The sequence below is a fragment of the bacterium genome (genome assembly GCA_030652805.1).
Taxonomy (GTDB): Bacteria; JAHJDO01; JAHJDO01; order JAHJDO01; family JAHJDO01; genus JAHJDO01.
In genome coordinates this window covers 15,223-39,859 of record JAUSPT010000100.1, presented here as the reverse complement: position 1 = coordinate 39,859, position 24,637 = coordinate 15,223, and the positions used below count along the sequence as shown (strand labels likewise).

Genomic DNA, 24,637 nt, shown 5'->3' with positions numbered 1-24,637 from the left:
TGTTTTCTTTAGTGTGCGTGAAATGACTTGTAAAATAAAAATACCGCTAGAAGACAATCCTCTATTATTATTGGAATACGGTAGAGCTCATGCATGGATCAACCAAGTCGATTACTTGCTTGGAGTTCTCATTGATTGTTCAAAAAAGAGACAAAAGGTTTTTAAAAAATCATGCCAAGGACAAACATTGGGGCAAAAAATACAAGAAAATAAATTTCTAATACATCCTTCCTTAGAAGGCGATTTAAACAAATTTAACGAAAAATATCGCCGAATTCTTGCTCATCATGGTTTTATTATGATTATGGATATGGATTCAGACGATAGGACAATAAGACCATCTACAATAAAAGACACTGGGAAAGATATTTCACTTGATGTAATAGATGAGGATTTATTAAAGGAAACGACTAAATTAAGCAGAAAACTAGCGAAACGTCTAATAGATGAATTGAAAAAATAATTAACTACTAAAACACGACCCCTAACACAGTATATGTGCTTCCCTATTGACTTCTCACAACCTCTATGTTAACCTGCCTGCACATGGTTAACATAGGTTAATCAAATCCAAGTGTTTAATATTTCCCCTTCTCTTGCAAGAGAAGGGCCAGGGGATGAGTTAACTCACCCTAACCCTCTCTTAAAAAGAGAGGAATAAAAAAGGACGGTTGCTATGAAACAAAGTGAATATATTACTATTCCCGAGTTAGCTAAAATTTTAGGCATAACACGTATTGCGGTTTATACAAAAGTCAAAAAAGGCCAGATAAAAGCTGTTAAAATTGGAAGGAATTACGCTATATCAAGGAAATATGTTGATAATATATTGGGAACTGCCTTAGGCCCGGAAGCCAAAGCGGAGATTGATAAAGCCGTAAAAAAGACGGTGAAAGAATACGGTGAAGTTCTCAAACTTCTTGGTAGAGAATAATGCAGACAATTACTGTAAAAGAAGTAGAATATATTGCTTTTAGAGTGGCAAAAGAAATGATGTCGTTTAATGAACCAATACCTGATTTTTCCACACGCTTTCCTAATGCTTTAGAAAGTTGCCTGGCTACTCCATTTCAAAGTTTCTCAAAGAAGTCCTTTTATCCAACGCTTATATCAAAAGCAAGTATTCTTTTTTATCTCATGATTAAAAATCATCCATTCCAGAATGGAAACAAAAGAATTGCAATAACGACATTACTGGTTTTTCTCGACAAAGAAGGAAAGTGGCTGAGGGTTGATACTCAAGAACTTTATAACTTTACTGTATGGATAGCTTCCAGCCCTCCAAAACTCAAAGAAGAAACTGTAAAGGCAATAGAAACGTTCTTGACATTATATACGATTGATACTACTAGATTAGGAACCTGAGATTCTTACTTAACTTTCTTTCGAGATGCAGATGCTCTTTTGTGGCGGCGTCTGTCGTTCTCTGTTAAATACTTCTTACGCAGGCGAATGTTCTTAGGAGTTACCTCCACATATTCATCATCCTGAATGTATTCAAGCGCCTTTTCAAGCTCAACCTCCACCGGTGGAGTCAGGTTAATTGCATCATCAGCACCAGAAGCGCGAACATTTGTAAGGCTCTTACCCTTAACAGGATTGACCGCTAAATCAGTCCCCTGATTATGCTCTCCAATAATCATACCTTCGTACACCTCCGTTACCGGATGAATAAAGATAGGGCCTCGCTCCTGAAGGTTCCATAATGCATAAGCAGTTGCTGTCCCGGTCGCTCCCGAAACCATTGATCCAACTTTACGCTTTTCAATCTTTCCGCAATGAGGAGCAAAATGACTAAAAGCGTGATATAAAGTCCCCTCTCCTCTGGTTAAAGTAACAAAGGTTGAACGGAAGCCGAGCAGTCCTCGTGTCGGAATTTCAAATTCCATAATCGTGTTGCCAGTTTCATTCGACATGTTTTTCATTATCCCTTTTCGAGAGGACAATATCTCAATGATTTTTCCAGCCATATTTTTTGGTACATTCACTATTACCGACTCAATCGGCTCAGAAGAAACGCCATCAATTTCCTGTAACACCACCTGCGGTTGAGAAACCTGAAGCTCAAAACCTTCCCGACGCATACTTTCAATTAAAACCGAAAGGTGCATTTCTCCACGACCATAAACCTTGAACGTATCCGTATTATTAGTCATTTCAACAGACAATCCAACATTGGTCTCCAGCTCTTTTAAAAGACGCTCCCGAATATTGCGGCTTGTTAATATCTTCCCCTCTCGCCCTGCAAAAGGAGAAGTATTAACCATGAAATCCATTGCAAGCGCAGGCGGATCAACCCGAATAGCAGGAAGCGGCTCAACATCGGGGTTATCTGTAATAGTTTCCCCTACATAAATATCAGAAATACCTGCTATTGCAACAATGTCCCCCGCTTCTACCTCTGAAACCTCAACTTTCTTCAGCCCCTGAAATGTAAAAATCTTTGTTAATCGTGCTGAACGACTTTCGCCGTCAGAATTCAGTACAGTCACCATTTGACCTGAGGTAACCTTACCCTCATAAACACGGCCAACCGCTATTCTGCCTAAAAAGTTATCGTAAGCCAAGGTGGCTGGCTGCATTCTAAAATCTTTTTCGGTATCTGCTTTCGCAGCCGGAACATTCTCCAGAATAAAATCCAGAAGAGGAGTAATATCTTTATGTTCGTCCTTTAAATTTCGAATAGCAATTCCCTTACGGGCAATTGTATACATATAAGGAAAATCCATTTGTTCATCAGACGCCCCAAGTCTGCCAAATAAATCAAAGGTTAAATCAACCACCTTGTCCGGCCTTGCAGCGGGCCTATCGATTTTATTGATCACAACAAGAACAGGCAAACCAAGATCTAATGACTTAGAAAGAACAAACTTAGTCTGTGGCATAGGGCCCTCACAGGCATCCACCAAAAGAACGGTCGCATCCACTGTTTGCAAAACACGTTCTACCTCTGAACCAAAATCAGCATGACCTGGTGTGTCTACAATGTTAATCTTCGTCCCCTTATAATGGATTGCTGCATTTTTGGCATAAATCGTAATCCCACGCTCCTTTTCCTGATCATTACTGTCCATCACGCGCTCATCAACTGTTTCATGAGAGCTGAATGCCCCTCCTGCCTTCAGTAAAAAATCCACCAAAGTTGTTTTTCCATGATCAACATGGGCGATAATAGCAATATTTCGAATTTCCATTTTCTTATTCATTTGTTGCATGATAACCCAATTTTGCTATACTGCAAGTAGTTTTTATTAAATTAACTAGGGGATGAGTTGGAGACAAAATGAAACTGATAAATATAAGAGTAATTCCAAATGCTAAAAAAAATAATGTTTCTGAACAGCAGGGAAAGCTTAAGGTGCACATAAGCGCTCCGGCTGTAGACGGCAAGGCAAATAAAGCTCTGATTAAAGTTCTGGCAGAATATTTCAAGATAAAGAAAAACAATATCAGAATAATCAGAGGTACAAAATCAAGAGAAAAGGTTGTTGAAATACCTTCTAGCTAATCGCTGCTATAAGCTCTTTTGCTGTATCAACTGCTGAGGCAGCGTCCGGAGCGTAGCCGTCTGCCTTAATCTCATCAGCATATCCCTGTGTAATAGGCGCTCCTCCAATCATTGTTTTAACATTAACTCCTGCGGATTTCAGAGTATCTATCACAGTCTTCATTGAAGGCATTGTTGTTGTTAGTAGCGCTGACATAGCTATTATCTGTGCTCCACCCTTTGCAGAATCAATAAATTTTTGAGCATCGCAATCAACACCAAGGTCTTCCACATTGAACCCTGCTCCTTTAAGCATCATAGCTACCAGATTCTTGCCAATATCGTGAAGGTCGCCTTTAACAGTTCCTACTGCTATCCTACCAAGAGGCTTTACTCCAGCTTCTGCAAGCAGTGGTTCCAAAATACTCATCCCTGCATGCATTGCTCTGGCAGCTATAAGAACCTCAGGAACATAGACCTCGTTCTTCTTAAATCTTGCTCCTATTATATTCATACCTGCAATGAGACCTTTAGTTAGAATTTCTTCAGGACCAACACCTTCATCCACAGCCTTTTTAACCAAATCTGAAACCGCTTGCGCCTGTCCTTTAATTAAGCTGTCTGCTATTGCCTGTAAATCCGCCATAACCAGTTCTCCTTTCAAAAGTTTTTATTGTATTTTAAAATTATACACATAACACTAATTAAGTCTCGACATATATTGTCTTTTTTGGGAATATATTGTTTTTTATATCAGATTTCTCTTACGATAGACCATTGGGGTTGTATGCTCATTCTTCTTAAATACCTTACTAAAATAACTCTGGTCTTCATATCCAACTTCTAAGGCAATTTCAATAATACTCATTTTATCATTCTGCAAAAGGCTCTTTGCCTCTTCAATCCTAACCTTAGTAAGATAGTCAACAACAGTCATACCTAGCTCTTTCTTGAAAAGATGGCTCAGATAATACGTATTAACACACGCTGCCTTTGCTATCTTGCTTAATGTCAGATTCTTATTGTAATTAGTTCTCATGCATTTCATTGCGCGCTCTACAATCGCCATATTCTTTTTATTGCTTGATCTGGACACTTCCTCCATAAAAGAAGAGAACACCTTTATCATCCATTTATACAATGCTTCTTCTTCATTTATTTCAGATAATTCACCTATATACGTATAATTAAGCCCCAATAACTTCTCCATATTAGCTCCAGCTTCAACTGCGGCTCTTGAAATTACAACAATAAGCTCCAGAATCCGTGCTTTACGCACATCTCCTTTCCCTGAATTTGCAAAAAGTATCTCTCCAACTAGTTTATTAAGAATGGTTTTTGCTCCAGTGTTATCACCAAGTTTAATCCTTGCGACTAATTCCTTTTCCTTCTTCATAGGATAAAGAGGATTCATCTTTGCTTCTCCCATTCAATTTTAAAAAAGCCACTATATTATAACAAATTATTGCATAACTTGTTATAATAACATATATTAATAAGTAGATGGTAGAGCTATGAGCATAATAAAAAGAATAACAAACTTTATTTTAAAGGATCTGTGGGAGAGGGAGCTCTCAGGCCTGTCCTATCTTAAAAAATGGGCATATAATATTCTAAAAATGGGATATATGGTTGCAAGAGGATTTATTACAGATAAATGTCAGCTCAGGGCTTTTGGACTAACTTATGTAACGCTTCTGACTATAATCCCTTTTTTAGCCTTCATCTTTTCTATATCAAAAGCCTTTGGCGCATTTGATGCAGTGAAAAGCATAGTGCTTGAGAAGGCTGCAGTAACACAAGAGATTGTAACGAAAATTATTGATCTTGCCAGTAAAACTAGTCTAAAAACTCTGGGTATAGTAGGACTCGTCTTTTTAATATGGACATTAATTATTGTGTTGGGGACCATTGAGAGATCCTTTAACGATATCTGGGGAATTAAAAAATCCAGAAATATATTCAGAAAATTTACTGACTATCTGAGCGTAATTTTAATCTGTCCGATTCTCGCGCTTTGTACAACAGGCGTAAATGCCTTTCTATCAAATAGTAGTCTGGTCAACAAAATACTTGGTATGGAATTCATCGGAGTTCTCATGCATCAACTGTTAAGAATGACTCCATATTTATCTATGTGGCTTGTGTTCACTTTTATCTACATGTTTATGCCTAATACAAAAGTGAAATTCTCGTCTGCCTTAACAGCAGGGATTATTGGAGGAACTTTGTGGCAGTTTGCTCAATGGGGACACATTCACTTTCAGATAGGTGTTTCAAGGTATAGTGCAATCTATGGGACATTTGCTTCTATTCCGGTTTTTCTTATCTGGCTTTACATTAGCTGGCTAATAGTCCTATTTGGTGCAGAAATATCCTTTGCGCATCAAAATGTGAGAACATACACAAGAGAAGGAAAATCATTATCTATAAGTCCAAAATGCAAAGAACTTCTTGGACTAAGAATTATGATAAGTATAGCCAGTAACTTTTATAAAGCGAAACAGCCACTAACAGCTGCTCAACTCTCCAAAAAGCTTGATGTATCAATAAGACTTGTAAATCAGATCCTTTTCCAGCTTGCGGAAGGCGGGTTGATTAACGAGGTTAGCGGCAGAGAGTCTTCATATCAACCCTCATTCTCTATAGAAGCAATTACTGCCGGAAAAGTTTTGGATGTATTTAGAGGATATGGAGAAAACATACCTAAAATTACAGAGGATAACACCACAAAATATCTAAAAGATATTCTTTCTGATGCAAGGAAAGCTGAAACAGAGATCCTTGATAAGTTAACCCTGAAAGATATTATAAACCGCCTGCCCAGCAATGGGTTAGGAATTTAATTTCTTCTTCAGATATTCTTCTACAACTTCTGGAACAAATTTGGAGATATCTCCGTTCATGGATGCAATTTGCTTTATTATCTTGGAACTGACATAGGAAAAGGACTCATTTGGCATCATAAATATTGTCTCTGTTTCCGGAGATAGTTTTCGATTAATCAATGCCATCTGAAATTCATACTCAAAATCAGAAAAGGCACGAATGCCTCTTAAAACAACATTTGCCCCTTTAATGCGTACATAATCAATAAGAAGCCCTCCAAAATCGTCAACTTTCACATTCTTCATATCCTTTGTGATTTCCTTTAACATGTCCACTCTTTCAGAAACCGTAAAAAGGGGATTTTTGTCAGGATTATGCGCAACTGCAACAACTAATTTATCAAATGTTTTAATACCTCTTTTGATAAGGTCAATATGTCCGTGAGTTATGGGATCAAAAGTACCTGGATATATCGCTATTTTATTCATATTTTTAACTTCCTCTCACCACACACTTCTCTACATAAGGAGAAACCAGTTTCTGGATCTTATTCAGTTTTTCTATTGGATAAGGTTTAATTTTCTTAAATTTTGGGTCTAATATCTCTCCTTGGGCTGAAAAATTTTGCAGAGCATATTTTCTTGCCTCTTTGATAAATTTAGCTATTCTCAATATATCTTCTTCTTCATGTAAAGTCGGCACTACAGTAGTCCTGAACTCATAATCAATATCAGATTTCATTATTAATCTAATACTATTCTTAACTTTCTCCAAAATCAAGGGATTCTTGATACCAGTAGATTTGGAATATGACGTGAAATCCAGAGCCGCCTTTATATCCATAGCTATGTAATTCACTAATTTTCTCTCAATTACCTCTGCAAGCATATCGGGAAATCCCCCATTAGTGTCAAGCTTCACCATTATATCAAGCTCTCGTATTTTTTGAATAAATTTCGGCAAATCTTCATACATACATGGCTCGCCGCCTGTTAAACATATTCCATCAATCCATCTATTATTTTTGCGCAAATACTCCTTAATTACTCTAAAAGAAATGGTTTCTAACTTTTCGGGATTGATAATAAGCCCAGTGTTTTGACAGTAAGGACATCGAAAATTGCAGTGCGGCGTGTAAAGTGTGGAGACGATTTTAGCATCCCAGTCAAGAAGCGAGGTTTGAATAAATCCCTTTATTATCAGATTCATTTTTGAAAATATCTCTTTCCCTGATAGATTTTTGAGCTTATTTTCTTTTGCTTTTCCAAATCTTCTACATATTTTATAACCTCATTAATGTGCAAACCCAAGGAAGACGATATATCCTTAGACGTTACAGGACGACGATTGATCAGAGTAAGAATTTCATCCTCTACATCCTTGAGATATGCCTTATGTCTCTTTTTCGTAAACTTGGCGATAATCTCACACTTATTCCCAAAAAATTCTTTTATTTCAAAAAGCTTTTTGCTGCTTAATACCCTTACATATTCTTCGGACGGAGGACGAACAGGAGTATTTAGCTGAATTTTATCAGGCTTAATTTGACCTACTGCAGCCTTTAAAGCATTTAATTCATCCTCATTTTCATTTATGCCTTTAACAAGCATTATTTCAAGCCATATTTTACCTTCATACGCTTTACTAAAATCAATCATTCCTCTGATTATCTTTTCTATTTTCAAAGATGTACAGGGCCTATTTACTTTCTCAAATACATCTTGTGTCGCTCCATCAAGAGAAGGCACCACCAAATCCGCAGGCAGCAGGTCTTTTTTTAATGCATCATCACTAAGCAGTGTAGCATTAGTAATAACTGCTACAGGGATAGTTGTCATCTCTTTTATTTTTCTTATAATTTCGCCCGTCTTTGAGTTGAGTGTAGGCTCCCCACTGCCAGATAAGGTAATATAATCAATGGTTTTTGAATTTATTAATACTTTTTCTAATTCAGTTAAGATCTTATCACAGGATACATATTCTTTTCTTGCAACTGTCTTGCATGTTGTTTTCCCAAGCTGGCAATAGATACAATTAAGACTGCATACCTTGAAAGGGACCAGATCTACTCCCAGTGAAAATCCCAATCTTCTTGAGGGGACAGGTCCAAAAATAGAAGTATTAAACATAAGGCGTAATTTTAGAAACAAGTTCTGTCTTGGAAGCTACACCTACAACCTTGTCTACTACAGCACCATCTTTAAAAATAGCTAAAGTAGGTATGCTCATAATGCCGTATTCTGAAGATATTCCTGGCGCTTCATCAACATTTAATTTACAGACTTTTAACTTACCATCATATTCTTCAGCTATCTCTTTAACTGCCGGAGCAATCATACGGCAGGGGCCGCACCACTCTGCCCAAAAATCCACAAGGACAGGAATATCTGATTCTAATACTTCCTGCTTAAAATTTGTGTCATCTACTTTGATTTCCACTTTGTTCTCCTTTCTTTTAACTCATCCCCTATCCCCTTCTCTTGACAGAGAAGGGGAAACACTATTTCATTCATAAAGTTTTCATTAAAATCGCTTCTGGCAGACAACTCTATATAATTAGTTTGTGTAGAAATATGTTCCGCTTCCTTTTCCATATCATAGGATAATAGAACAAGTTTTGCTCCGGAAGATGACGCATTTCCTACAAAAGCAATCTTCTCTGAAGGAATGTTTGGGATTAAACCTATTCTCTTTGCATTTGTGCGGCGAATAAAATTGCCAAACGCTCCCGCAAGATATATTTCAGAGATATCTTTATCTGTAACATTCAATTCCTTCTGCAGTATTTTTATTCCTGCTGCAATAGCCGCTTTTGCAAGCTGAAGTTCGCGCACATCTTTTTGCGAGATAAAAATAGGGCGCTTGCTTCTGGCAGCATGTCCGTCAACAAGCAGGAAGTCATTCCCTTTTTCAGTCTCTATGATTCGTCTTCGGATATTCTCATTCCCTTTGTATTCGATTTGAGAAACTATCCTGCCAGTCTCATCAATTACTCCTGCCTTTAATAATTCTGCCACTCCGTCAATTAGACCGGTACCGCATATTCCAAATGGTACTACATTTCCAATAACATTGTATTCAACGTCCTCATTGATAATTACCTTTTCTATCGCTCCAATAGTTGCTCTCATCCCCTGAGATATGCGCGCTCCTTCAAATGCCGGACCTGCAGCTGTAGAAGCAGCAATTATTTTCTTATTATTGCCAAGTACTATTTCTCCATTTGTACCTATATCTATAATTAATTTAAGGGCTTTTTTTGTGTGTAATTGTGTTGCCAGTATGCACGCAACTGTGTCTCCTCCAACAAAACCTGCAATGCTGGGCAAAACATATACAAGGGCGTCCGGATTTATATCAATGCCTATTTTCTTTGCTTTAACTTCTACAGGTTCTCTAATCACTAGATTAAACGGAATTTTAGCAAGACTTTTTGGTGTAACCCTTAGACAGATGTGCTGCATTGTAGAATTACCTGCAATTGCAACCTTGTATATGTTGTGAATATTTATTCCTGACTCATTTGATAATTGAGAGATCATATCATTCATTTCTCTGCTTATTTTGTAAAAAAGCTTATCCAAGCCGTCCTTATCTGTTATTGTAAAGTTTATCCGGGAGATAACATCATCTCCATAAATTATCTGTGGATTTGTTCTTGAGACAAGCGCAAGTTCCTCTCCTGTATTGAGGTCAAGAAGTGTGCCTACAAGCGTTGTTGTACCAATATCAAATGCCACTCCATAATCCGTTCCTGTTGTATCCCCTTTTTCAACGCTTATTAATTCTCCATCAGAAAAGACACAAGTAACCTTATAATCTGACTCATTCAAGATTACTGAAAGGTTGCGAATAACATATATATCTGCATGAAAATCTGTATTAACGGCTTCCCTTATTAGATTGAGATTGGCTTGTGGACTGGCAAGCGTTGGCTTTTGTAACTCTACATATTTTTTCCAAACACTTGGCTTAATTTCCTTCTTGCTCTGTATGCCTTTTGTAAGAATCTGCTGAGCGGATTCCATGGAAGTCTGAGGAATATCTATAATACAGTTTGACGTTATTTTACTCTGACATGCAAGCCTCACGCCGCTTGATATATCTTCTTTAGATAATATTTTTTCTTCTGTAGAGGTTGGAGGAACATTACCTTCAATAATATGAACCCTGCATTTTCCACATGTTCCCTGCCCTCCACATGGAGAAGTAATAACAATACCCGTTCTGCCCGCAGCTTCCAGTATTGAAGTATTGGACAGCACATAAACCGAACGATTTCCTGGTTTGAAAGTAGCTTTTATTGAACTCATTTGTATGCAGTACCTTTTAAGTCCTCCACGTACTGCTGGGCTGAAAATGCGGCAAATGCGCCATCTCCACAGGCAGTTACTACTTGCCGCAAGATGGTTTGCCGGCAATCGCCACACGCAAATATTCCATCGCGTGATGCTCTCATCTTGCTATCAACAATAACATACCCATTTTCATCCAGCTTAATTATGTCTTTGACAAAATTTGTATTTGGTACAAGTCCAACAAAGATAAACACACCATCGCAAGAAATATCTGTCTCTTTCTTTGCTTTGAGATCTGTTATTCTAACTCCCCGAACCTTAGTCTCGCCTAGAATCTCATTTATGACTGAATTCCAGACTATGCTTATCTTCTTATTTGAAAATATCCTTTCTTGCAGAATTTTTGCCGCTCTTAATCTATCTCTTCTGTGTACCATGGTAATTTTTTTGGCAAATCTGGTTAAGAATAATGCTTCTTCTGCTGACGCATCACCTCCTCCGACCACAACAACATCCTTGTCTTTGAAGAATGCTCCATCACACACAGCGCAATAGGACACTCCCTTTCCAAGCAACCTTTTCTCTCCCTCTATCCCCAATGTTCTGAACCGGGCACCAGAAGCGATAATCACTGATAGTGAATGATATGTTTTGTCCTTTACCTCAACCTGCCAGATATTATTAATATTCTGCTGTTTAGAGACGTGGATATTATTCACATCTTCTGCCGCGAATTCTGCGCCAAAGAGTTTTGCCTGTTTTTTGAACTTATCTATCAGATCAAATCCATTGATTCCTTCGGGAAATCCAGGATAATTTTCTATCTTATCAGTCACAAGAGCTTGACTGGACACAGAAAGACCCTCAAGCAATAGAGTTTTTAACCTTGCTCTTGAAGTATATATCGCTGCTGTCAGACCGGACGGCCCAGCTCCTATAATAATTACATCATATATAGATACAGGAGTCTCTTTCTTTGATTTTATCATAGTTATTCTTTCCGTATGCCTTAGAAACTTTTTTACATTATAGAATACTCAGAATATTTAGACAAACAATTTATCTGCATTCGTTCAAAACTATTTGCCCATTCTGTCATTGCGAAGGATGAAATCCCGAAACAATCTCGTTTGTCCCCTCCCCCTCAACCGCCTGCTTTAGCTGGCGGTTATTGTAGGGGCAGCCCTTGCGTCTGCCCGTTTGAATATCCCCATTCTGTCATTACGAAAAATAAAATTATCCCTGTTTCCAGATTGTAGGGGCGAATCCGTGTATTCGCCCATTCCAAGAGATTGGTTTCTTTTGTGATTTTTATGTAGGGGACTGGCATGCCTGTCCCTTTGCTTTGTTGTGTCGTTCTTTGGGTTGATTGGGGGTTTTGTAGGGGCACAATATCTTGTGCCCTTAATATGAATTTTGGAGGAAGGGTGCTGTGTCCTTTTACTTCGTCACGGTTACCTTGTCGCCTGGTTTCCTTTTTTCTGCCATTATTTTGCTCATTTAATACCCCCCAATCTCTTCCTCGGTTAGGCCCGGATGGGCAATTTCTGCCTCCAATGCGCTGGTGTCGGCATTGGGGTTGTTTTTCATGTTTTTTATGAACGTCCCCTGGTTTTCCTTAATTGGTAAACTTCTTCAATGAATTGCTTGATGTTTTCATTTTCTATTTGAATAAGTTTTTCAATAAGTAAATTTTGGCTTAGATTACTTTTAGTCTCATCTCTGTAAAATTTTCTTAACACCTTCAACGCTTCTTTTCCTGAAACAATCTTGTGCCTATTCTTAGTATCACTCCAGCATTTTTCAAAAACAGGAGTGTAACGTGTTGCAATAGTTTTTGTGTCTAATTTAGGATCTAAGAATTGGCCATGAAGTGTGAGATAACTTCCATAGCAATCCAGACGAAGTGATTCAAACATTTCATCCCAAATCTTTGAAAATTTTTTATGAGATGTTTCTGGAATTAACGCAGTTAGAATATCCGGTGATAGAAATAAGTTCTCAATTTCTTTTCCTGGCGTAAAAACGACCTTAATGCTTGAGGTTTTAAGGATTTCTGTAACTTTTTTTAGATATTCCTCCGGATAGTAGTCCCTATCCAGGACAAGGGTATAGTCTATGTCCTTTCCAATTAGTGTCTTGTATGCGTGCTTATAGGAGATACATTTATTAAATTCGCTAAAACCATAAATTGGAATATTGAAAGCTTTTTTCCTTATTTTATAATCCAATGCTATCTGTTGAAGTATGTCAAAATCAAATGTATCTTCGGTGAAAACAATAATATCAAACTCTTCGAATTGTGAAGCAATTAGATTAAAATTGCTTCCAATTTGAGACCGTACCAAGTTTAAGTAAACCCTATCCTTTGTTGATTTAATTTTTGGCTTGTTGTGTTTTTTTTGGACATTAATGATATGGCTAACACTAACATTGTTCATTAATTCAATGGAATGAGTTGCGATTATAATACTTCCATGATAATAATCTTTTAATATTCTTATAATATCGTTTTGCTTTTCTGGATGGAGATTAATTTCTGGCTCATCAAGTATTAGGATTGAAGATTCCCTGAGTCTGACAACATGAGTAATAATTTGGAACCAAACTTGAAGCCCTTGACCTGCCCAAGAAATCTCACGACCAATACCACCCTCTTTGTAATAGCAATATATTTTCCCTTGTTGATAGTTAAGCTCATAGTCAAGTAGTTCAATGCCTACCCAAGACCTCTTTATAAGTTGCCTAACAAGAGCCAATTCGTCTTTAGTGAGAATTTGATAAAAGTGGTTTCTAAGATGTCGAGGTGCAAGAGAAGTATCAATACTTGCTTTGAGATAGGATAATTTTGTAATTATGTCTTCGTTCTCATTCAGTGGTCCAAGGGGAGGTATGAAACCGAAAATGTTATGTACATCAACAGGGATGCAACCTTCAAAATTTGCAAATATCATATTTTCGATAGGGTCTAAGTATACGGTAATTTCCAAACCACCTTGAAAGATTCCAATAATCTCCGCCCTATTTTCTTTATAGTTATGAATCATTCTACCAACAAGAAAATTTTCTGTGTCTTGTTGAAGAAGTTTGTAATAGTAGTCTCCGTCAATCTTTATTTCCTGTTTTTTCTTGTTTATGACCTTTGTTGCATCATTAAGGAGTTTTAATCCATTTATTATGCTAGATTTTCCTTCATTGTTCTTTCCTGTCAGCAGCATGCAGATTTCATCTTCTTCTACAAATGATATCTTGTAGCGATTGAAAGGGCCGAAATCTTTAAGTATTAATTGTTTGATTCTCATGTTAATTTATTCCACTTTCAACGATTTTTATTCCATAGCAATATGTAAGATCAAGTTTTATTTTGTTCATAATTAGCCCCTATGTTTTATTTCTTTAATTTCACATCAATCCGCTTCTTTGCCATCTCTATATACTTTTTGCTTCTCTCAATTCCAATCCAATTTCTTCCCATTTTTTTTGCTATTATCGCAGTTGTGCCGCTTCCTAAAAATGGATCTAAAACTAAATCGCCTTTATTAGAAGAGGCAACAATAATTCGTTTAAGCACCTCCTCTGGTTTTTGTGTTGGATGCAAAGCTCGACCATCTTTCCCTCTCAATCTTTCTTTACCTTGCACCAAAGGCAAAGACCACACATCTCGCATTTGTTTTAACGACCCATCTTTTTGTTTTTCCGGATTAATCTTTTTAAGCTCCTCGTAATTAAAAATCCACTTTTTACCTTTTACCGCCCAAACAATAAATTCTGTAGAATGAGTAAAGATTCGCCTTGTCATATTTGGCATAGCATTTGTTTTGTACCAAGTAATGATATTATTTATCTTAAAATCCAGCTGTTTTAAAATAATCATTACTTCAGCAATATTGTGATAACTACAAGCAATATAAATTGAACCAGTATCTTTTAAAATTTTATGGCAAGCTCCAATCCACTTTCTTGTAAATTGCATATATTCAGGAGCGGTCATTTTGTCCCATTCTTCATTTACCATATACCAGTCCCCACCCGTTTTATTTCCTTCCCACTTCAACCCATTGCCAGAAAGATTATAAGGAGGGTCAGCAAAAATAAGATCAATTGATTTTTTATCAATTTTTGTATTAAGTATTTTTATGCAATCATCGTTGTAAATAATATTTTTTTTCATACTCATAGTTAAAAACTAAGGCCTTTTTGCCATGAAGAAATGGCGTTGGGAATATTTCTTAACCACTTATTAGAGTTATTAAAAAATTTTGAGGAATCCAGTATTTCATCATACAAACGTGCAAGTTCATTGTGTCTTAAAAACTTATTCTCTAATTTTATTTGAACTAAGATTTTTAAGAGTAATACAAAATTATTTATTGATAACGGAATTATTTTTTGTGGACTTCCTTCGTATTCATATTTTATAGCTGTCCAAAACGTATTGATTGTATCCCGATGAAGTCTTGGAGCTATAAATAAACAATAAGATTTTTTGTCTTGATGTTTGCTTTCAAAATCTCTCAAATGCCTCATTACTGGTTGCCCCTCATTATACCACTGATCCTTGCTCGTAAGCATTGTTACCTCACAAATTGCGTTAAAATTCTCATAAAAACATTCAATATCTGGCGTATTGGCTGGCGCTGTAAAAGTCGGCTCATTGTCATCCCCAACAGGGTAATTTGGTTTGATTTTTAAAGCATCGTTTAAAGCGTTTAATCCAAGGGCAGATAATTTTTCCAGTAAAATTGGTCTATCTTCAAAATCAAAAATATTTTCGAGATTCTTTATATATTCATCAATTTGTTCAATATCTTGTGATTTTAAGTGATTTTCTTTGTCTTGTAATTCTCTTCTATATTGTCTTAGTTCTGTAATATAGTTTTTTAGACAATCTTCTTCCAAATCTTTAAAATCTAAAATTTCTCTTGAGGTTATGTTTAATTGTTCTTCGTAAGATTTTATGTCTTCTAGAAGTTTAGAAATAATTTCAATAAATTTTTCTTTTGTTTCCCAAGACAGTTTTGGTTGTGAAATGTCAGCAATATAGTCTAAATATTCTTCTTTATTTTTAAAGGTTTTTGATTGTCCATTATCAAAGCTGAGTAAATTTTCAATTTCAATTGATCTTCTTGGTTCTAAATCAATATAAAATCCGCCACCACGAATATAAATGTAGCGAGTTAAACGAAAATACCTTATTGCATTATCTCCATAATCTTTTAGATTTTGTAAGAGTTTGTTTGTTTCTTCCACATTTGATGATTCCAAAAATTCTTGTGCAAAAACTTTCTTATAATTATTAAAAATCGTTTTTTGTTCTTGTTTGGTTTTTTCTTCCATTTTCTTTCTTAATTTAATAATTTTTTTAGCATAACAATCTATATTTGAAAAAGTTACGAGAGTTGGGGCAAATAAAGAAAATTCCCCTTTACTAATACCTTTTGCTTTTTTCCCTAACTTTAAAGACTTTTCATTAACTTTTTGAATAAGATGCAAAACTCCTATAAATGGTTTTATATCATATCCATCTTCAAGTTTATAATCACTGCTGTCAGGATTCGGGATTTGCCATTTTATAAAACTTCTAAAAAATATTTCTCCAAAATCGAAATCATCTTTTAAAAATGACTTCCCCAAACTTGTTATGAATATTTTTTTATCTTTTATGGAAACTAGCCCAATTTTTTTGAGAGGATTTATTGACTGCCTTCCTCTCATGGCTGAGTCTTCATAGTTTTTTGTATTAAAAATTTCTTCTGCTTTTCCAAAAGGGATTTCTTTTGTTTGATCATCTATCAAATCAATTTGTTCTTGGAATAATCCATTATAAAATTGCACGCTTCCATATCCATAAATTCTGTTTTTGATTAAGAGAATTTGGTATTTCTTTTGATTTTCCAAATTCCATTCAAGATTTTCTAGCTGCTGTAAAACAGTTAAGAAATTTCTTAATCTTTCAGGATTCCGAAGTGTTGTTGTTATTGACCAAGGTTTTTTCATAGTTATTTTGTTGCTTTACAGTAAAAGACACGTTCAGTGTTTCCATTACCATTACTTTTGCCTGTTGTAAAAGCTTTATAATCTCTTTCGAAAATTTCAACATCCCCTTTATTTTTGAGTATATTTATAATCTCTTCATCCTTTATACGCGCGTTTGATCTTCCGTCTTTTGATTCACCAGTATTATTATACGAAATTAAAATATGTTTACAGTTTGCATTTTTAATTAAATCATTAAATGCTCTCATGGCGGCTTTCAAACAGTAATCGCTTTTTATACGAGACCTATCCATTTTTTTTGCCTTTCCATACACCTGCGGTTTTTTCCAAGTTGCAAGATTCTCTAGCAAATGATAAGCATCACAATACTGGCGCGAATTGTAAGGCGGATCCATATATAAAACATCACAAGATATTTTTCGAATAAGTAAATTCGCATCTTCTCGTAGAACTTCATTATTGCTGTTACTATCTAAAGCAATGTCAGGCACTAAAAGCTGTATTGGCTGTATTGTATCTAATTTTTTTCTATATGCGTCATAGTGTCCAACTGTATTTGCAACTTTATCGGTAGCGTATAGCAAGGCAGTTATAAGTGCGGCTTTTTCATCTTTATTGCTTGCAAGTTCTTCAATCTTTTCTCTAATGACACCTATTTTTCTTGCATTCTCCAAGGTAAAATAAGTATCACCGTAGTGAATAGAAAAATAATTGTCTTGATTGACTTTTAAGTCATTCAATAAATCAATTTTTTCTTTGAGAGTATCCAAGTTTATTTGTGTAGAGCCAAGAAAAGTTTTTAGAGGGAAGTAATTGCTAAATAATAAATCATTGCTGATAACTTTTATATCTTTTTCATTAAACCGCTCGCCTACAACGCCAGTACCAGCAAATATATCGCAAAAGGAATTAAATCCATTGCATTTTTCATTAACAATATCCTCAATGAAACCAAGAAGTTTATATTTGTTCCCAAGAAAACGTCGATTTTGTATTTGAAATTTCCCTACAATATTTCTTTTTTTTAGTGAAAAATAAATTTTATTAACTTTAGTAGTTGCGGGAGTGTAGGCAGATGTTTCTGCTTCTAGTAAATCAAAAAGCGAATACTGTATGCCGTCTGAAACATAATCAGTGCTTTTACCCTGCTGTAAATCTTTGAAAAAACTGTAGATTTTATCGTCGCCAATAATGATAATATCAATAATATTGACTCCCATTATCTTGCCAGCTTCAATAATCTTGTTAAAAATATCAATATCCTGTTTGCTTGGTGACGGATCGCCTGAGGGATGGTTGTGAACCAATATAATACCTGCTGATCGCAATTCTACGGCAGGACCAAAAATTTCTCTTGGATGAATTAGGCTTTTATCAAGAGTACCGATTGATATAATATCCTTCTTCAGCAAAGCATTTCTTGCATTCAAGTAAAGACAAATCAAATATTCTTTTTTCTTTTCTTTTAAGTCAGAGGTTAAAGCAATTGCGTCATTGACCGATAAAACGAGATTTCTTTTTGGCTCTTTTTCGTCATAATATCTTTTTACTAAAGCAACAGCAGAAGCGATTTGCAAAGCTTTGGCCTGACCAATTCCTGAAATTTTTAATAAATCATCAACAGTTATATTTAAAAAGTTTTTACCGAATTTTTTTATTATATTTTCTGAAAGCTGTTTAACATTTTTGCCCTTTATCCCACTACCTAAAAGGATTGCCAAAAGATCACTTTTAGAAAGAGCCTCTGGCCCTTTTTTGAGAAACTTTTCCCTTGGCCGATCAATTTTTGGTATATCTTTTATTCTTGGCATAGTCTTTCTTCTTCTTTCAAACTCCAATTATACTCCACCATCCCAAAATCATAAAGAAAAAAGGGCGGGGGCAAGCCCCGCCCCTACAATATGAAAATCGGAGAATTACGAAGAGATTGCCACATCGCTTCGCTCTTCGCAATGACATAAAAAAAGGGCACAAGATATTGTGCCCCTACAAACAATTACCAAACAGGTGCGTCTATCCCCTGACCATTTTTGATGTTAACATTGTATGTGTCCCTTTTTTACTTTCTATTTTCTTCGTTTCGTTAACTAATACATCAAAAGAATTTTCTCTTTTGTCATAAGCAATCTGTCTTTTTTTAGAATATTTTTCGTATTCCTTCTCTGCGGCTTCCATGGCAATCTGATGCGATATTTTCCCTGCGTGCATCAATATTTCTCTTTCGTTGAGTTGCAGAAAGGAATCCAACTTAGTAATCCAACCTCTCATATACATTGGAATACGTCTCATTGCCTGTCCCTCTGCAAAAATCAAATATTGTTCAACTAAATTATTTAAAGCCATCAATTCTTTTTCGTCTAAATAGTTTTTCGCAATTTCTACATCATCTTTGCGAATTTTTACTCCCCGCCAACTTGTTAATCCCATATTTGCTTTCTTACTGTCTGCTCTTTTATGAATAATTTCTGCAGCGGTTTTCCCTGTAATCGCCCAATGCATCTTATTTTGAACGGTCTTAAAAAAATCAATACTCATTTCATTTGTTGGGTCATAGTCAACGCTTGTGGCATAAATATCTGTGATTTTTTGATAAAAACGCCGTTCGGATGTTCGTATATCCTGAATACGTCTAATTAACTCATCATAATAATCAAACGGCTGATTCGGATTCTTAAGCCGCTCATCATCTAAAACAAACCCTTTAACTATATATTCCCTTAAATGACGTGTTGCCCATTGTCTGAAATGAGTTGCTACCCTAGACTTAATGCGATACCCAACAGATATAATCATATCGAGATTATAAAATTCTACTTTACGTCTAACTTTTCGTTCGCCTTCTTTTTGAACTGTCAAGAATTCCTTGACAGTTGCTTGAGGCGACAATTCCTCTTCTTCATAAATATTTCTAATATGAAGACTTACGTTTTGCTTGGTTGTCCGAAATAGTTCTGCCATTAACTGTTGAGACAGCCATACCGTTTCATCTTGGAACCTCACGTCAATCTTAGTTTCACCTGTTTCGGTCTGGTAAATAATAAGCTGTGATTTATTTTGATCTAACATCGTCTATCACCTCCTTTTTATCACGCTCCAACCAGCCTTTTTTTGAAGGAATAGACTGAATGATACGGAATATTCCCTTTGTATTAGCGCAATTCACTTTTTATTTACCTCCTGCCATCTCAATTAAGCTTTTCATCCCGTTTTCTAATCTTCTTGATTTTCTTTTACAAATAAAAGAGGAAATATAATATCACTTACACAACAGGGTAGCCAAACTGCGAGGAATAAAAACAGAAAAACAAAAGGAAGTAAAGGAATCCAATTTGCTATGCCGAACGCTGTGAAACCAAATAAGGATGCCCATGTACTTAATAAAACATGTCCAAAATGCGGAAATTTAGTTTTAGGTTTTAAATAACCGATTACAATTCCAAGTACTGCTGCAGAGTTCACAATCTTCCATTTTGCAATTCCAATAAATGGCATCTTTGCAGTCTCTATAAATGGCGCATGAAATTCCATTGGAACATTAAGCAAACCTCCTCCAAGGTAAGGGATTACAGCATCACTTAATGTAGCTATTCCAATGGAGCCTGTATAACCAATAAGAATTGCCACCCAGAGCTTGCCTTTTCCATGCAGTTTATACATAGATATTGTTGCAAACGCGCTCAAGACAACATGGGTGGGATGCAAAGTGTAAAAAATTGCATTAGAAGCCTCCTTGGAAGCATGGGAAAAAACCATTATAACCATGATGATAATGCCTGTAACGGCTCCAAACATAGTAAACGGAACATGCCTTTTTAATTCCTTAGAAATTTGTCTTAACATATCAGGTTTTGCATCCTTCGCAATACTTGGCGTTGGCACAGGCAGCATTCATTCCGCAACATGGTATATCCTGTGATGATCCTTTGGATATAATTCCTGCTCCAGCACCTATTAGTCTTCTAACATTCCCTTTACATTTCGAACATTTCTTAACTGGTTCGTCACTCATGTTTTGAAATTTCTCAAATTCATAACCACACTTTAAACACTCATACTCATAAGTGGGCATTATTTCTCTCCCCAAAGACAACCGTTCCTAATCTAATCATATTACTTCCTTCTTCTATGGCTATCTTGTAAGAATTTGACATTCCCATAGATAATGTCTCCATTTTAACTCTTGGTAGACTAATCATTTTTACCCTTTCAAAAACATCTTTTATTTTTCTGAAATAAGGTCTCGAATCTTCGGGATCCCCCAATCGAGGGCACATTGTCATCAGGCCTTCTAAACTCAAATGTTCAAGTTTTGCAATTTCTCTAACTAAATTTTTAATAACTTCATACTCCGGTTTTACACCCGCTTTTGTCACTTCGCTGCCAATGTTTATTTCTAAATATACGGAAACTGTTTTCCCTATCCCTTGTGCTCTTTTATCAATAGCTACTGCCTTTTCTAAAGAATCAACTGTTTGTATAACATCAAAAATTCTAAGCGCTTTGTTGATCTTGTTTTTTTGTAAATATCCTATCATGTGCCATCTAATCTTTTTTGCTTTTTCACCCAAAGAATCATACATTTTTTCAGCTTCCTGCACATAATTTTCCCCAATGTCTGTCGCTCCAGCATCTATAACCTCTTCAATCTCTTCTCTGGTCCTTGTCTTACCTGCTAAAACTATAGTTACGTTGTCTGGAATTTCTTCTCTAATTATTTGATAGTTTTCTGCTATATGCATCTATTCAACTCTGTAATCAATAATTAATCTGCCTTTTAAATGGTCTATTTCATGCTGCAAGACTCTTGCTAAAAGTCCTTTAGCCTTTATTTCTATATTTTTTCCCTTCTCATTTAATCCTTTTACAACAACCTCAAAAGGTCTTTTTATATCAACTGTAATATCAGGAATGCTTAAACAACCCTCCACCATATTATCCGAGCCTCTTATATCAATAATCTCAGGGTTAGCTAATTTTATAGTTCTTTCCTCGACACAGGCAACAATTAATCTTTTAGATATACCAATTTGAGGCGCAGCTAATCCTATGCCACAGAAATATTTCATTGTAAGAAACATCTTGTCAAAAAGTTTTTTCTCTCTATTCGTAATCTTTTCTACCTGCGTGCATTTTTCTCTGAGAATTTTATTAGGGTGTTTTTTAATTACTAATGGATTCATATATTTACTTCAACTTATTTTTATTTGTTAGTTTATCCTTGGTTAGTTATTTATTCAATTAAAAAAATCCTTGCCTGAATTGACGATTGAAGCCTGTTGTGATATATTCTAAGTGATTTGGAATTGGCAAAAAAAGCAAAATGAAAAGATGTCTGATTATAGTATTTATTTCAATATTCTTTTGCTCAAGTTGCGCAACGCCACCAGGCCATTATATCAAAGGAAAGCCATATGTAGGTAAAAGAAATGAGCCTGTTTCTGACTCAAGATACCCTCGGATAGAAATAGGGAAAGAAATAAAAATTATAAATGCATTAGGCCACTATGTCTTCTCTTTGCCTTCAAAGTTGATTCTATGGAACTGGAATATTGATAAGCACTGGATTTCTCAGAGAGTAATTGATGATATTGAAGAATACCTAAAAACTAATAATTTATGGGACGTTAAGATTCGAATTAATCAATATAATCCAATGAGAGAGTTTAGACGATTAAGAAAAAACTATAGAGTAGGCGCAGGATACAGATGGACTTTCGGCATAATAGCATGGATTAATTATATGATATACCCTGGTATTTTATTTGGAGGAGATTCTTACAATCCGTATACAGACACAGTAAATATATATTCTAATCTATCATCCATTGCCTATCATGAATGTGGTCATGCAAAGGATTTTTCACGGCGAAAGCTAAAAGGGACCTACAACCTCCTGTATATGGTGCCCATCTGGACAGAAATATTTGAATACAGAGCAACCAAAGATGCTATAAGATATACATACTACAAAAAAGAGAAAGACAATGAGCTAGAGTCTTATAAAGTGCTCTTCCCTGCTTTTGGATCCTATGTTGGACGAGAAGCATCAAATCTTTTTGTGCTTCCATTTTATCCTGTGTATTTAGGAGCAATACTGGGAGGACATGTTGCAGGTCGAGTTAAGGCGCACAAAAGAAACAAAAACTACGATAAATACTTGATGGAGCCGGATAAATAGTGAACCTTTTTTCTCAATATATCATAAAGCCAATTCTCATCATTGCCATCTTAATGGGATATTATTCTGGCATATCTGATGCCCAGGAAGGTAACGAAAGCTATCTATTAACAGAACCGGATAATTGTCTGAGATTTTTCTTGCGAATTGATTATGATGATAAAGGATTGAAATCAGCTGCTGATTTAATAATACAATCCTTTGTGCAAAGCAGAATTGTTCAGAACAGAGATCTGAAAATTTCGAATATATCTCTTCCTGTTTTTGATAAAATCTGGGGCAATATATATATATCCGACACAGGAGAAACCACATATTTTATTACAGGGCATATAGTAAGTGAAGCCTCTGATATCTCTATGAAAATAGGAGATCTAGCAGTATCTCTTAGGATTGGAGACAAAAAAAGCAGCAAAATGTTGCGAAAGACAATTTTATCTGGTCTTTTAAACAAACATATTAAGGGAGCGGATGGAGTAAAAAGCAAGACAGGTATTGTTTACAATGAAAACAGAAAGAAAAGAGGAGAGTTGTCAGCATATACTTTTATTGAAGATAATGTAGTCGTTGGTTCTGCACTAAATATTGTTGAATATGCAAAAAGAAACTTTAACAATCTAAATACTCAAGCAACATTAAACGATAAAACTGATGGGTATATTACATTGGAAAACAAAAACAATCTATTGCTTCGTCTATTGAATAAATACTCCAGCAGCCTTGGATTTTCTTTGGCAACATCTCCTGATCTAAATAAAATAAAAAACCTCAAAATAAAGTTTGATGTTGTTGATCAGGACAGAATAAAGCTCTCCTTTAATCTAATATCTTCTGACATCACTCCTCATGGTAAAATTATACTGCAAAACGATATAAAATTTATATCGGAGCTACTGAGCAGAATTTGTATGCAAAAGAACATTAATTTAAGTTATAATCTTAAAGATAATTTTAATATAGATATTGAATTAAGTAATCTGATAAAATACTGGGATAGCTTAAAAATACCCATTAAGTAAAGGTCGTTGGAAAAATGACACAAGAAAAATTTGGTAAATATATAATTCAGAATATTATTAAGTCAGGTGGAGTTGCTCACATATACAAAGCAAGTGATCCTATAACAAATGATATGGTAGCAATTAAGATGCTCAGGAAATCCGGCACAAGCCGCAGAGCAATAAAAGGATTCATCCAAGAAACTAAGATGCTAAAAAAGCTAAATCACCCAAATATAATTCGAGTAATGGATTTTGGGAAAGAAGATGGAATGCCTTATATGGTGATGGAATATATTAATGGGGAAGATCTAAAAAGGCTCCTGCTCTATAAAAAAATTGAAAAACTTCAGAGATATGATCTCATTTTACAGATAGGAAAGGGGCTAGATTATCTCCATGAAAATAACATAATCCATCGTGACATAAAGCCTGAAAATATTCTGGTTTCGAAAAATAATGAAGTAAAAATTATAGATTTTGGTCTGGCGCGTTACAACAGGTTAAGTATCTTCACACGTAACCGCTTTATTGACGGCACACCTACGTACATGTCTCCCGAACAGATAAGAAAAAGACACACAGACAAGAGAACAGACATATATTCTTATGGAATCACCATATATGAAATGTTAACCGGCAAAGTTCCCTATCAAGCTAATGATAAAAACACAATTATGAGAGCTCACATCGATATACATATACGACCAAGATTAGTCTCTTATTACGATTCCAGCATACCAAAAAATATTGAAAATTGCGTGATGAAGGCAATAGAAACGAATCCAAATAAAAGGCATAGAACGGTGTCGGAAATGATCTTGGACTTTAGTAGAAGTAAATTCTAGAA

At 35.5% G+C, this 24,637-nt stretch carries 26 protein-coding genes; 8 read left to right on the top strand and 18 right to left on the bottom strand.

Annotated features, from left to right (window positions below; genetic code table 11):
* The first annotated feature begins 13 nt into the window (after positions 1 to 13).
* The 3 genes from Q7J67_09875 to Q7J67_09865 all read left to right on the top strand — a co-directional run bounded on the left by Q7J67_09875 (position 14) and on the right by Q7J67_09865 (position 1,365).
* Positions 14 to 463 carry a hypothetical protein gene (locus tag Q7J67_09875; protein ID MDO9465586.1) on the top strand — a complete coding sequence of 150 codons (450 nt, stop codon included), beginning with the start codon at positions 14 to 16 and terminating at the stop codon, positions 461 to 463.
* A 213-nt stretch (positions 464 to 676) separates the two neighbouring features.
* Positions 677 to 934, top strand: a complete 258-nt coding sequence (locus Q7J67_09870) for a helix-turn-helix domain-containing protein (protein ID MDO9465585.1) — start codon at positions 677 to 679, stop codon at positions 932 to 934.
* Positions 934 to 1,365 carry a type II toxin-antitoxin system death-on-curing family toxin gene (locus Q7J67_09865; GenBank protein ID MDO9465584.1) on the top strand — a complete coding sequence of 144 codons (432 nt, stop codon included), beginning with the start codon at positions 934 to 936 and terminating at the stop codon, positions 1,363 to 1,365. The genes Q7J67_09870 and Q7J67_09865 overlap by 1 nt, the downstream gene beginning before the upstream one ends.
* 5 nt (positions 1,366 to 1,370) lie before the next feature.
* Here the strand turns inward: Q7J67_09865 and typA are convergent, their stop codons facing one another.
* Positions 1,371 to 3,206: a translational GTPase TypA gene (gene typA / locus Q7J67_09860; protein ID MDO9465583.1), complete on the bottom strand. Its 1,836-nt coding sequence runs from the start codon at positions 3,204 to 3,206 to the stop codon at positions 1,371 to 1,373.
* Positions 3,207 to 3,283: 77 nt separating this feature from the next.
* Between typA and Q7J67_09855 the strand changes: the two genes are divergently transcribed.
* Complete coding sequence (locus Q7J67_09855; GenBank protein ID MDO9465582.1) at positions 3,284 to 3,508, top strand: DUF167 domain-containing protein; 225 nt, start codon at positions 3,284 to 3,286, stop codon at positions 3,506 to 3,508.
* Here Q7J67_09855 and Q7J67_09850 read toward each other — a convergent pair.
* Both Q7J67_09850 and Q7J67_09845 read right to left on the bottom strand, forming a co-directional pair.
* Complete coding sequence (locus tag Q7J67_09850) at positions 3,501 to 4,133, bottom strand: corrinoid protein (protein MDO9465581.1); 633 nt, start codon at positions 4,131 to 4,133, stop codon at positions 3,501 to 3,503. The genes Q7J67_09855 and Q7J67_09850 overlap by 8 nt on opposite strands.
* Before the next feature lie 102 nt (positions 4,134 to 4,235).
* Positions 4,236 to 4,901 carry a helix-turn-helix transcriptional regulator gene (locus tag Q7J67_09845; GenBank protein MDO9465580.1) on the bottom strand — a complete coding sequence of 222 codons (666 nt, stop codon included), beginning with the start codon at positions 4,899 to 4,901 and terminating at the stop codon, positions 4,236 to 4,238.
* 100 nt (positions 4,902 to 5,001) lie between these two features.
* Between Q7J67_09845 and Q7J67_09840 the strand changes: the two genes are divergently transcribed.
* The gene (locus tag Q7J67_09840) at positions 5,002 to 6,333 is read left to right on the top strand and encodes a YhjD/YihY/BrkB family envelope integrity protein (GenBank protein MDO9465579.1); all 1,332 of its coding nucleotides are present in this window, start codon (positions 5,002 to 5,004) and stop codon (positions 6,331 to 6,333) included.
* On the opposite strand, the gene coaD is transcribed toward Q7J67_09840, so the two are convergent.
* The 15 genes from coaD to def form a co-directional block, all read right to left on the bottom strand.
* Entirely contained in the window at positions 6,322 to 6,804 is a 483-nt protein-coding gene (gene coaD, locus Q7J67_09835; GenBank protein ID MDO9465578.1) for a pantetheine-phosphate adenylyltransferase, read from the bottom strand. The genes Q7J67_09840 and coaD overlap by 12 nt on opposite strands.
* Before the next feature lie 4 nt (positions 6,805 to 6,808).
* Positions 6,809 to 7,525 (bottom strand): anaerobic ribonucleoside-triphosphate reductase activating protein, encoded by a 717-nt coding sequence (locus Q7J67_09830; GenBank protein ID MDO9465577.1) that lies wholly within the window; start codon positions 7,523 to 7,525, stop codon positions 6,809 to 6,811.
* Positions 7,522 to 8,445 (bottom strand): radical SAM protein, encoded by a 924-nt coding sequence (locus Q7J67_09825; protein ID MDO9465576.1) that lies wholly within the window; start codon positions 8,443 to 8,445, stop codon positions 7,522 to 7,524. The genes Q7J67_09830 and Q7J67_09825 overlap by 4 nt, the downstream gene beginning before the upstream one ends.
* Entirely contained in the window at positions 8,438 to 8,755 is a 318-nt protein-coding gene (trxA, locus tag Q7J67_09820) for a thioredoxin (protein MDO9465575.1), read from the bottom strand. Before trxA ends, Q7J67_09825 begins: the two co-directional genes overlap by 8 nt.
* Complete coding sequence (locus tag Q7J67_09815) at positions 8,740 to 10,629, bottom strand: ASKHA domain-containing protein (protein MDO9465574.1); 1,890 nt, start codon at positions 10,627 to 10,629, stop codon at positions 8,740 to 8,742. Before Q7J67_09815 ends, trxA begins: the two co-directional genes overlap by 16 nt.
* The gene (trxB, locus tag Q7J67_09810; protein MDO9465573.1) at positions 10,626 to 11,603 is read right to left on the bottom strand and encodes a thioredoxin-disulfide reductase; all 978 of its coding nucleotides are present in this window, start codon (positions 11,601 to 11,603) and stop codon (positions 10,626 to 10,628) included. The genes Q7J67_09815 and trxB overlap by 4 nt, the downstream gene beginning before the upstream one ends.
* 606 nt (positions 11,604 to 12,209) lie before the next feature.
* Positions 12,210 to 13,916, bottom strand: coding sequence for an AAA family ATPase (locus Q7J67_09805; protein ID MDO9465572.1), 1,707 nt, complete (start codon positions 13,914 to 13,916; stop codon positions 12,210 to 12,212).
* An 86-nt stretch (positions 13,917 to 14,002) separates the two neighbouring features.
* Entirely contained in the window at positions 14,003 to 14,791 is a 789-nt protein-coding gene (locus tag Q7J67_09800) for a site-specific DNA-methyltransferase (GenBank protein MDO9465571.1), read from the bottom strand.
* 2 nt (positions 14,792 to 14,793) lie between these two features.
* A complete protein-coding gene (locus Q7J67_09795; GenBank protein ID MDO9465570.1) occupies positions 14,794 to 16,611 on the bottom strand; it encodes an AlwI family type II restriction endonuclease in 1,818 nt (605 codons plus the stop codon).
* A 2-nt stretch (positions 16,612 to 16,613) separates the two neighbouring features.
* Positions 16,614 to 18,422: a DNA repair protein RadC gene (gene radC / locus Q7J67_09790; protein ID MDO9465569.1), complete on the bottom strand. Its 1,809-nt coding sequence runs from the start codon at positions 18,420 to 18,422 to the stop codon at positions 16,614 to 16,616.
* A 202-nt stretch (positions 18,423 to 18,624) separates the two neighbouring features.
* Positions 18,625 to 19,677 (bottom strand): virulence RhuM family protein, encoded by a 1,053-nt coding sequence (locus Q7J67_09785; protein ID MDO9465568.1) that lies wholly within the window; start codon positions 19,675 to 19,677, stop codon positions 18,625 to 18,627.
* Between the two features lie 144 nt (positions 19,678 to 19,821).
* Positions 19,822 to 20,451, bottom strand: coding sequence for a hypothetical protein (locus Q7J67_09780; protein MDO9465567.1), 630 nt, complete (start codon positions 20,449 to 20,451; stop codon positions 19,822 to 19,824).
* Position 20,452: 1 nt separating this feature from the next.
* Positions 20,453 to 20,680 carry a zinc ribbon domain-containing protein gene (locus Q7J67_09775; GenBank protein ID MDO9465566.1) on the bottom strand — a complete coding sequence of 76 codons (228 nt, stop codon included), beginning with the start codon at positions 20,678 to 20,680 and terminating at the stop codon, positions 20,453 to 20,455.
* A complete protein-coding gene (locus Q7J67_09770; GenBank protein ID MDO9465565.1) occupies positions 20,667 to 21,350 on the bottom strand; it encodes a YggS family pyridoxal phosphate-dependent enzyme in 684 nt (227 codons plus the stop codon). The genes Q7J67_09775 and Q7J67_09770 overlap by 14 nt, the downstream gene beginning before the upstream one ends.
* Positions 21,351 to 21,791 carry a peptide deformylase gene (def, locus tag Q7J67_09765; GenBank protein ID MDO9465564.1) on the bottom strand — a complete coding sequence of 147 codons (441 nt, stop codon included), beginning with the start codon at positions 21,789 to 21,791 and terminating at the stop codon, positions 21,351 to 21,353. It lies immediately after the preceding gene.
* Positions 21,792 to 21,931: 140 nt separating this feature from the next.
* On the opposite strand from def, the gene Q7J67_09760 reads away from it, so the two are divergent.
* Genes Q7J67_09760 through Q7J67_09750 form a run of 3 tightly spaced genes read left to right on the top strand, consistent with a single transcriptional unit; the run spans position 21,932 to position 24,635 of the window.
* Complete coding sequence (locus Q7J67_09760) at positions 21,932 to 22,789, top strand: hypothetical protein (GenBank protein MDO9465563.1); 858 nt, start codon at positions 21,932 to 21,934, stop codon at positions 22,787 to 22,789.
* Between the two features lie 53 nt (positions 22,790 to 22,842).
* The gene (locus tag Q7J67_09755; protein ID MDO9465562.1) at positions 22,843 to 23,808 is read left to right on the top strand and encodes a hypothetical protein; all 966 of its coding nucleotides are present in this window, start codon (positions 22,843 to 22,845) and stop codon (positions 23,806 to 23,808) included.
* A gap of 14 nt (positions 23,809 to 23,822) precedes the next feature.
* A complete protein-coding gene (locus tag Q7J67_09750; protein ID MDO9465561.1) occupies positions 23,823 to 24,635 on the top strand; it encodes a serine/threonine-protein kinase in 813 nt (270 codons plus the stop codon).
* The last annotated feature ends 2 nt before the right edge of the window (positions 24,636 to 24,637 follow it).

What these genes read in the sequence shown, in the direction of transcription:
- Q7J67_09870 (MDO9465585.1), top strand. Translation starts at nt 677, where the DNA reads ATGAAACAAAGTGAATATATTACTATTCCCGAGTTAGCTAAAATTTTA.
- Q7J67_09865 (MDO9465584.1), top strand. Translation starts at nt 934, where the DNA reads ATGCAGACAATTACTGTAAAAGAAGTAGAATATATTGCTTTTAGAGTG.
- typA (MDO9465583.1), bottom strand. Translation starts at nt 3,206, where the DNA reads ATGAATAAGAAAATGGAAATTCGAAATATTGCTATTATCGCCCATGTT.
- Q7J67_09855 (MDO9465582.1), top strand. Translation starts at nt 3,284, where the DNA reads ATGAAACTGATAAATATAAGAGTAATTCCAAATGCTAAAAAAAATAAT.
- Q7J67_09850 (MDO9465581.1), bottom strand. Translation starts at nt 4,133, where the DNA reads ATGGCGGATTTACAGGCAATAGCAGACAGCTTAATTAAAGGACAGGCG.
- Q7J67_09845 (MDO9465580.1), bottom strand. Translation starts at nt 4,901, where the DNA reads ATGAATCCTCTTTATCCTATGAAGAAGGAAAAGGAATTAGTCGCAAGG.
- Q7J67_09840 (MDO9465579.1), top strand. Translation starts at nt 5,002, where the DNA reads ATGAGCATAATAAAAAGAATAACAAACTTTATTTTAAAGGATCTGTGG.
- coaD (MDO9465578.1), bottom strand. Translation starts at nt 6,804, where the DNA reads ATGAATAAAATAGCGATATATCCAGGTACTTTTGATCCCATAACTCAC.
- Q7J67_09830 (MDO9465577.1), bottom strand. Translation starts at nt 7,525, where the DNA reads ATGAATCTGATAATAAAGGGATTTATTCAAACCTCGCTTCTTGACTGG.
- Q7J67_09825 (MDO9465576.1), bottom strand. Translation starts at nt 8,445, where the DNA reads ATGTTTAATACTTCTATTTTTGGACCTGTCCCCTCAAGAAGATTGGGA.
- Q7J67_09815 (MDO9465574.1), bottom strand. Translation starts at nt 10,629, where the DNA reads ATGAGTTCAATAAAAGCTACTTTCAAACCAGGAAATCGTTCGGTTTAT.
- trxB (MDO9465573.1), bottom strand. Translation starts at nt 11,603, where the DNA reads ATGATAAAATCAAAGAAAGAGACTCCTGTATCTATATATGATGTAATT.
- Q7J67_09805 (MDO9465572.1), bottom strand. Translation starts at nt 13,916, where the DNA reads ATGAGAATCAAACAATTAATACTTAAAGATTTCGGCCCTTTCAATCGC.
- Q7J67_09800 (MDO9465571.1), bottom strand. Translation starts at nt 14,791, where the DNA reads ATGAGTATGAAAAAAAATATTATTTACAACGATGATTGCATAAAAATA.
- Q7J67_09795 (MDO9465570.1), bottom strand. Translation starts at nt 16,611, where the DNA reads ATGAAAAAACCTTGGTCAATAACAACAACACTTCGGAATCCTGAAAGA.
- radC (MDO9465569.1), bottom strand. Translation starts at nt 18,422, where the DNA reads ATGCCAAGAATAAAAGATATACCAAAAATTGATCGGCCAAGGGAAAAG.
- Q7J67_09785 (MDO9465568.1), bottom strand. Translation starts at nt 19,677, where the DNA reads ATGTTAGATCAAAATAAATCACAGCTTATTATTTACCAGACCGAAACA.
- Q7J67_09780 (MDO9465567.1), bottom strand. Translation starts at nt 20,451, where the DNA reads ATGTTAAGACAAATTTCTAAGGAATTAAAAAGGCATGTTCCGTTTACT.
- Q7J67_09775 (MDO9465566.1), bottom strand. Translation starts at nt 20,680, where the DNA reads ATGCCCACTTATGAGTATGAGTGTTTAAAGTGTGGTTATGAATTTGAG.
- Q7J67_09770 (MDO9465565.1), bottom strand. Translation starts at nt 21,350, where the DNA reads ATGCATATAGCAGAAAACTATCAAATAATTAGAGAAGAAATTCCAGAC.
- def (MDO9465564.1), bottom strand. Translation starts at nt 21,791, where the DNA reads ATGAATCCATTAGTAATTAAAAAACACCCTAATAAAATTCTCAGAGAA.
- Q7J67_09760 (MDO9465563.1), top strand. Translation starts at nt 21,932, where the DNA reads ATGAAAAGATGTCTGATTATAGTATTTATTTCAATATTCTTTTGCTCA.
- Q7J67_09755 (MDO9465562.1), top strand. Translation starts at nt 22,843, where the DNA reads ATGGGATATTATTCTGGCATATCTGATGCCCAGGAAGGTAACGAAAGC.
- Q7J67_09750 (MDO9465561.1), top strand. Translation starts at nt 23,823, where the DNA reads ATGACACAAGAAAAATTTGGTAAATATATAATTCAGAATATTATTAAG.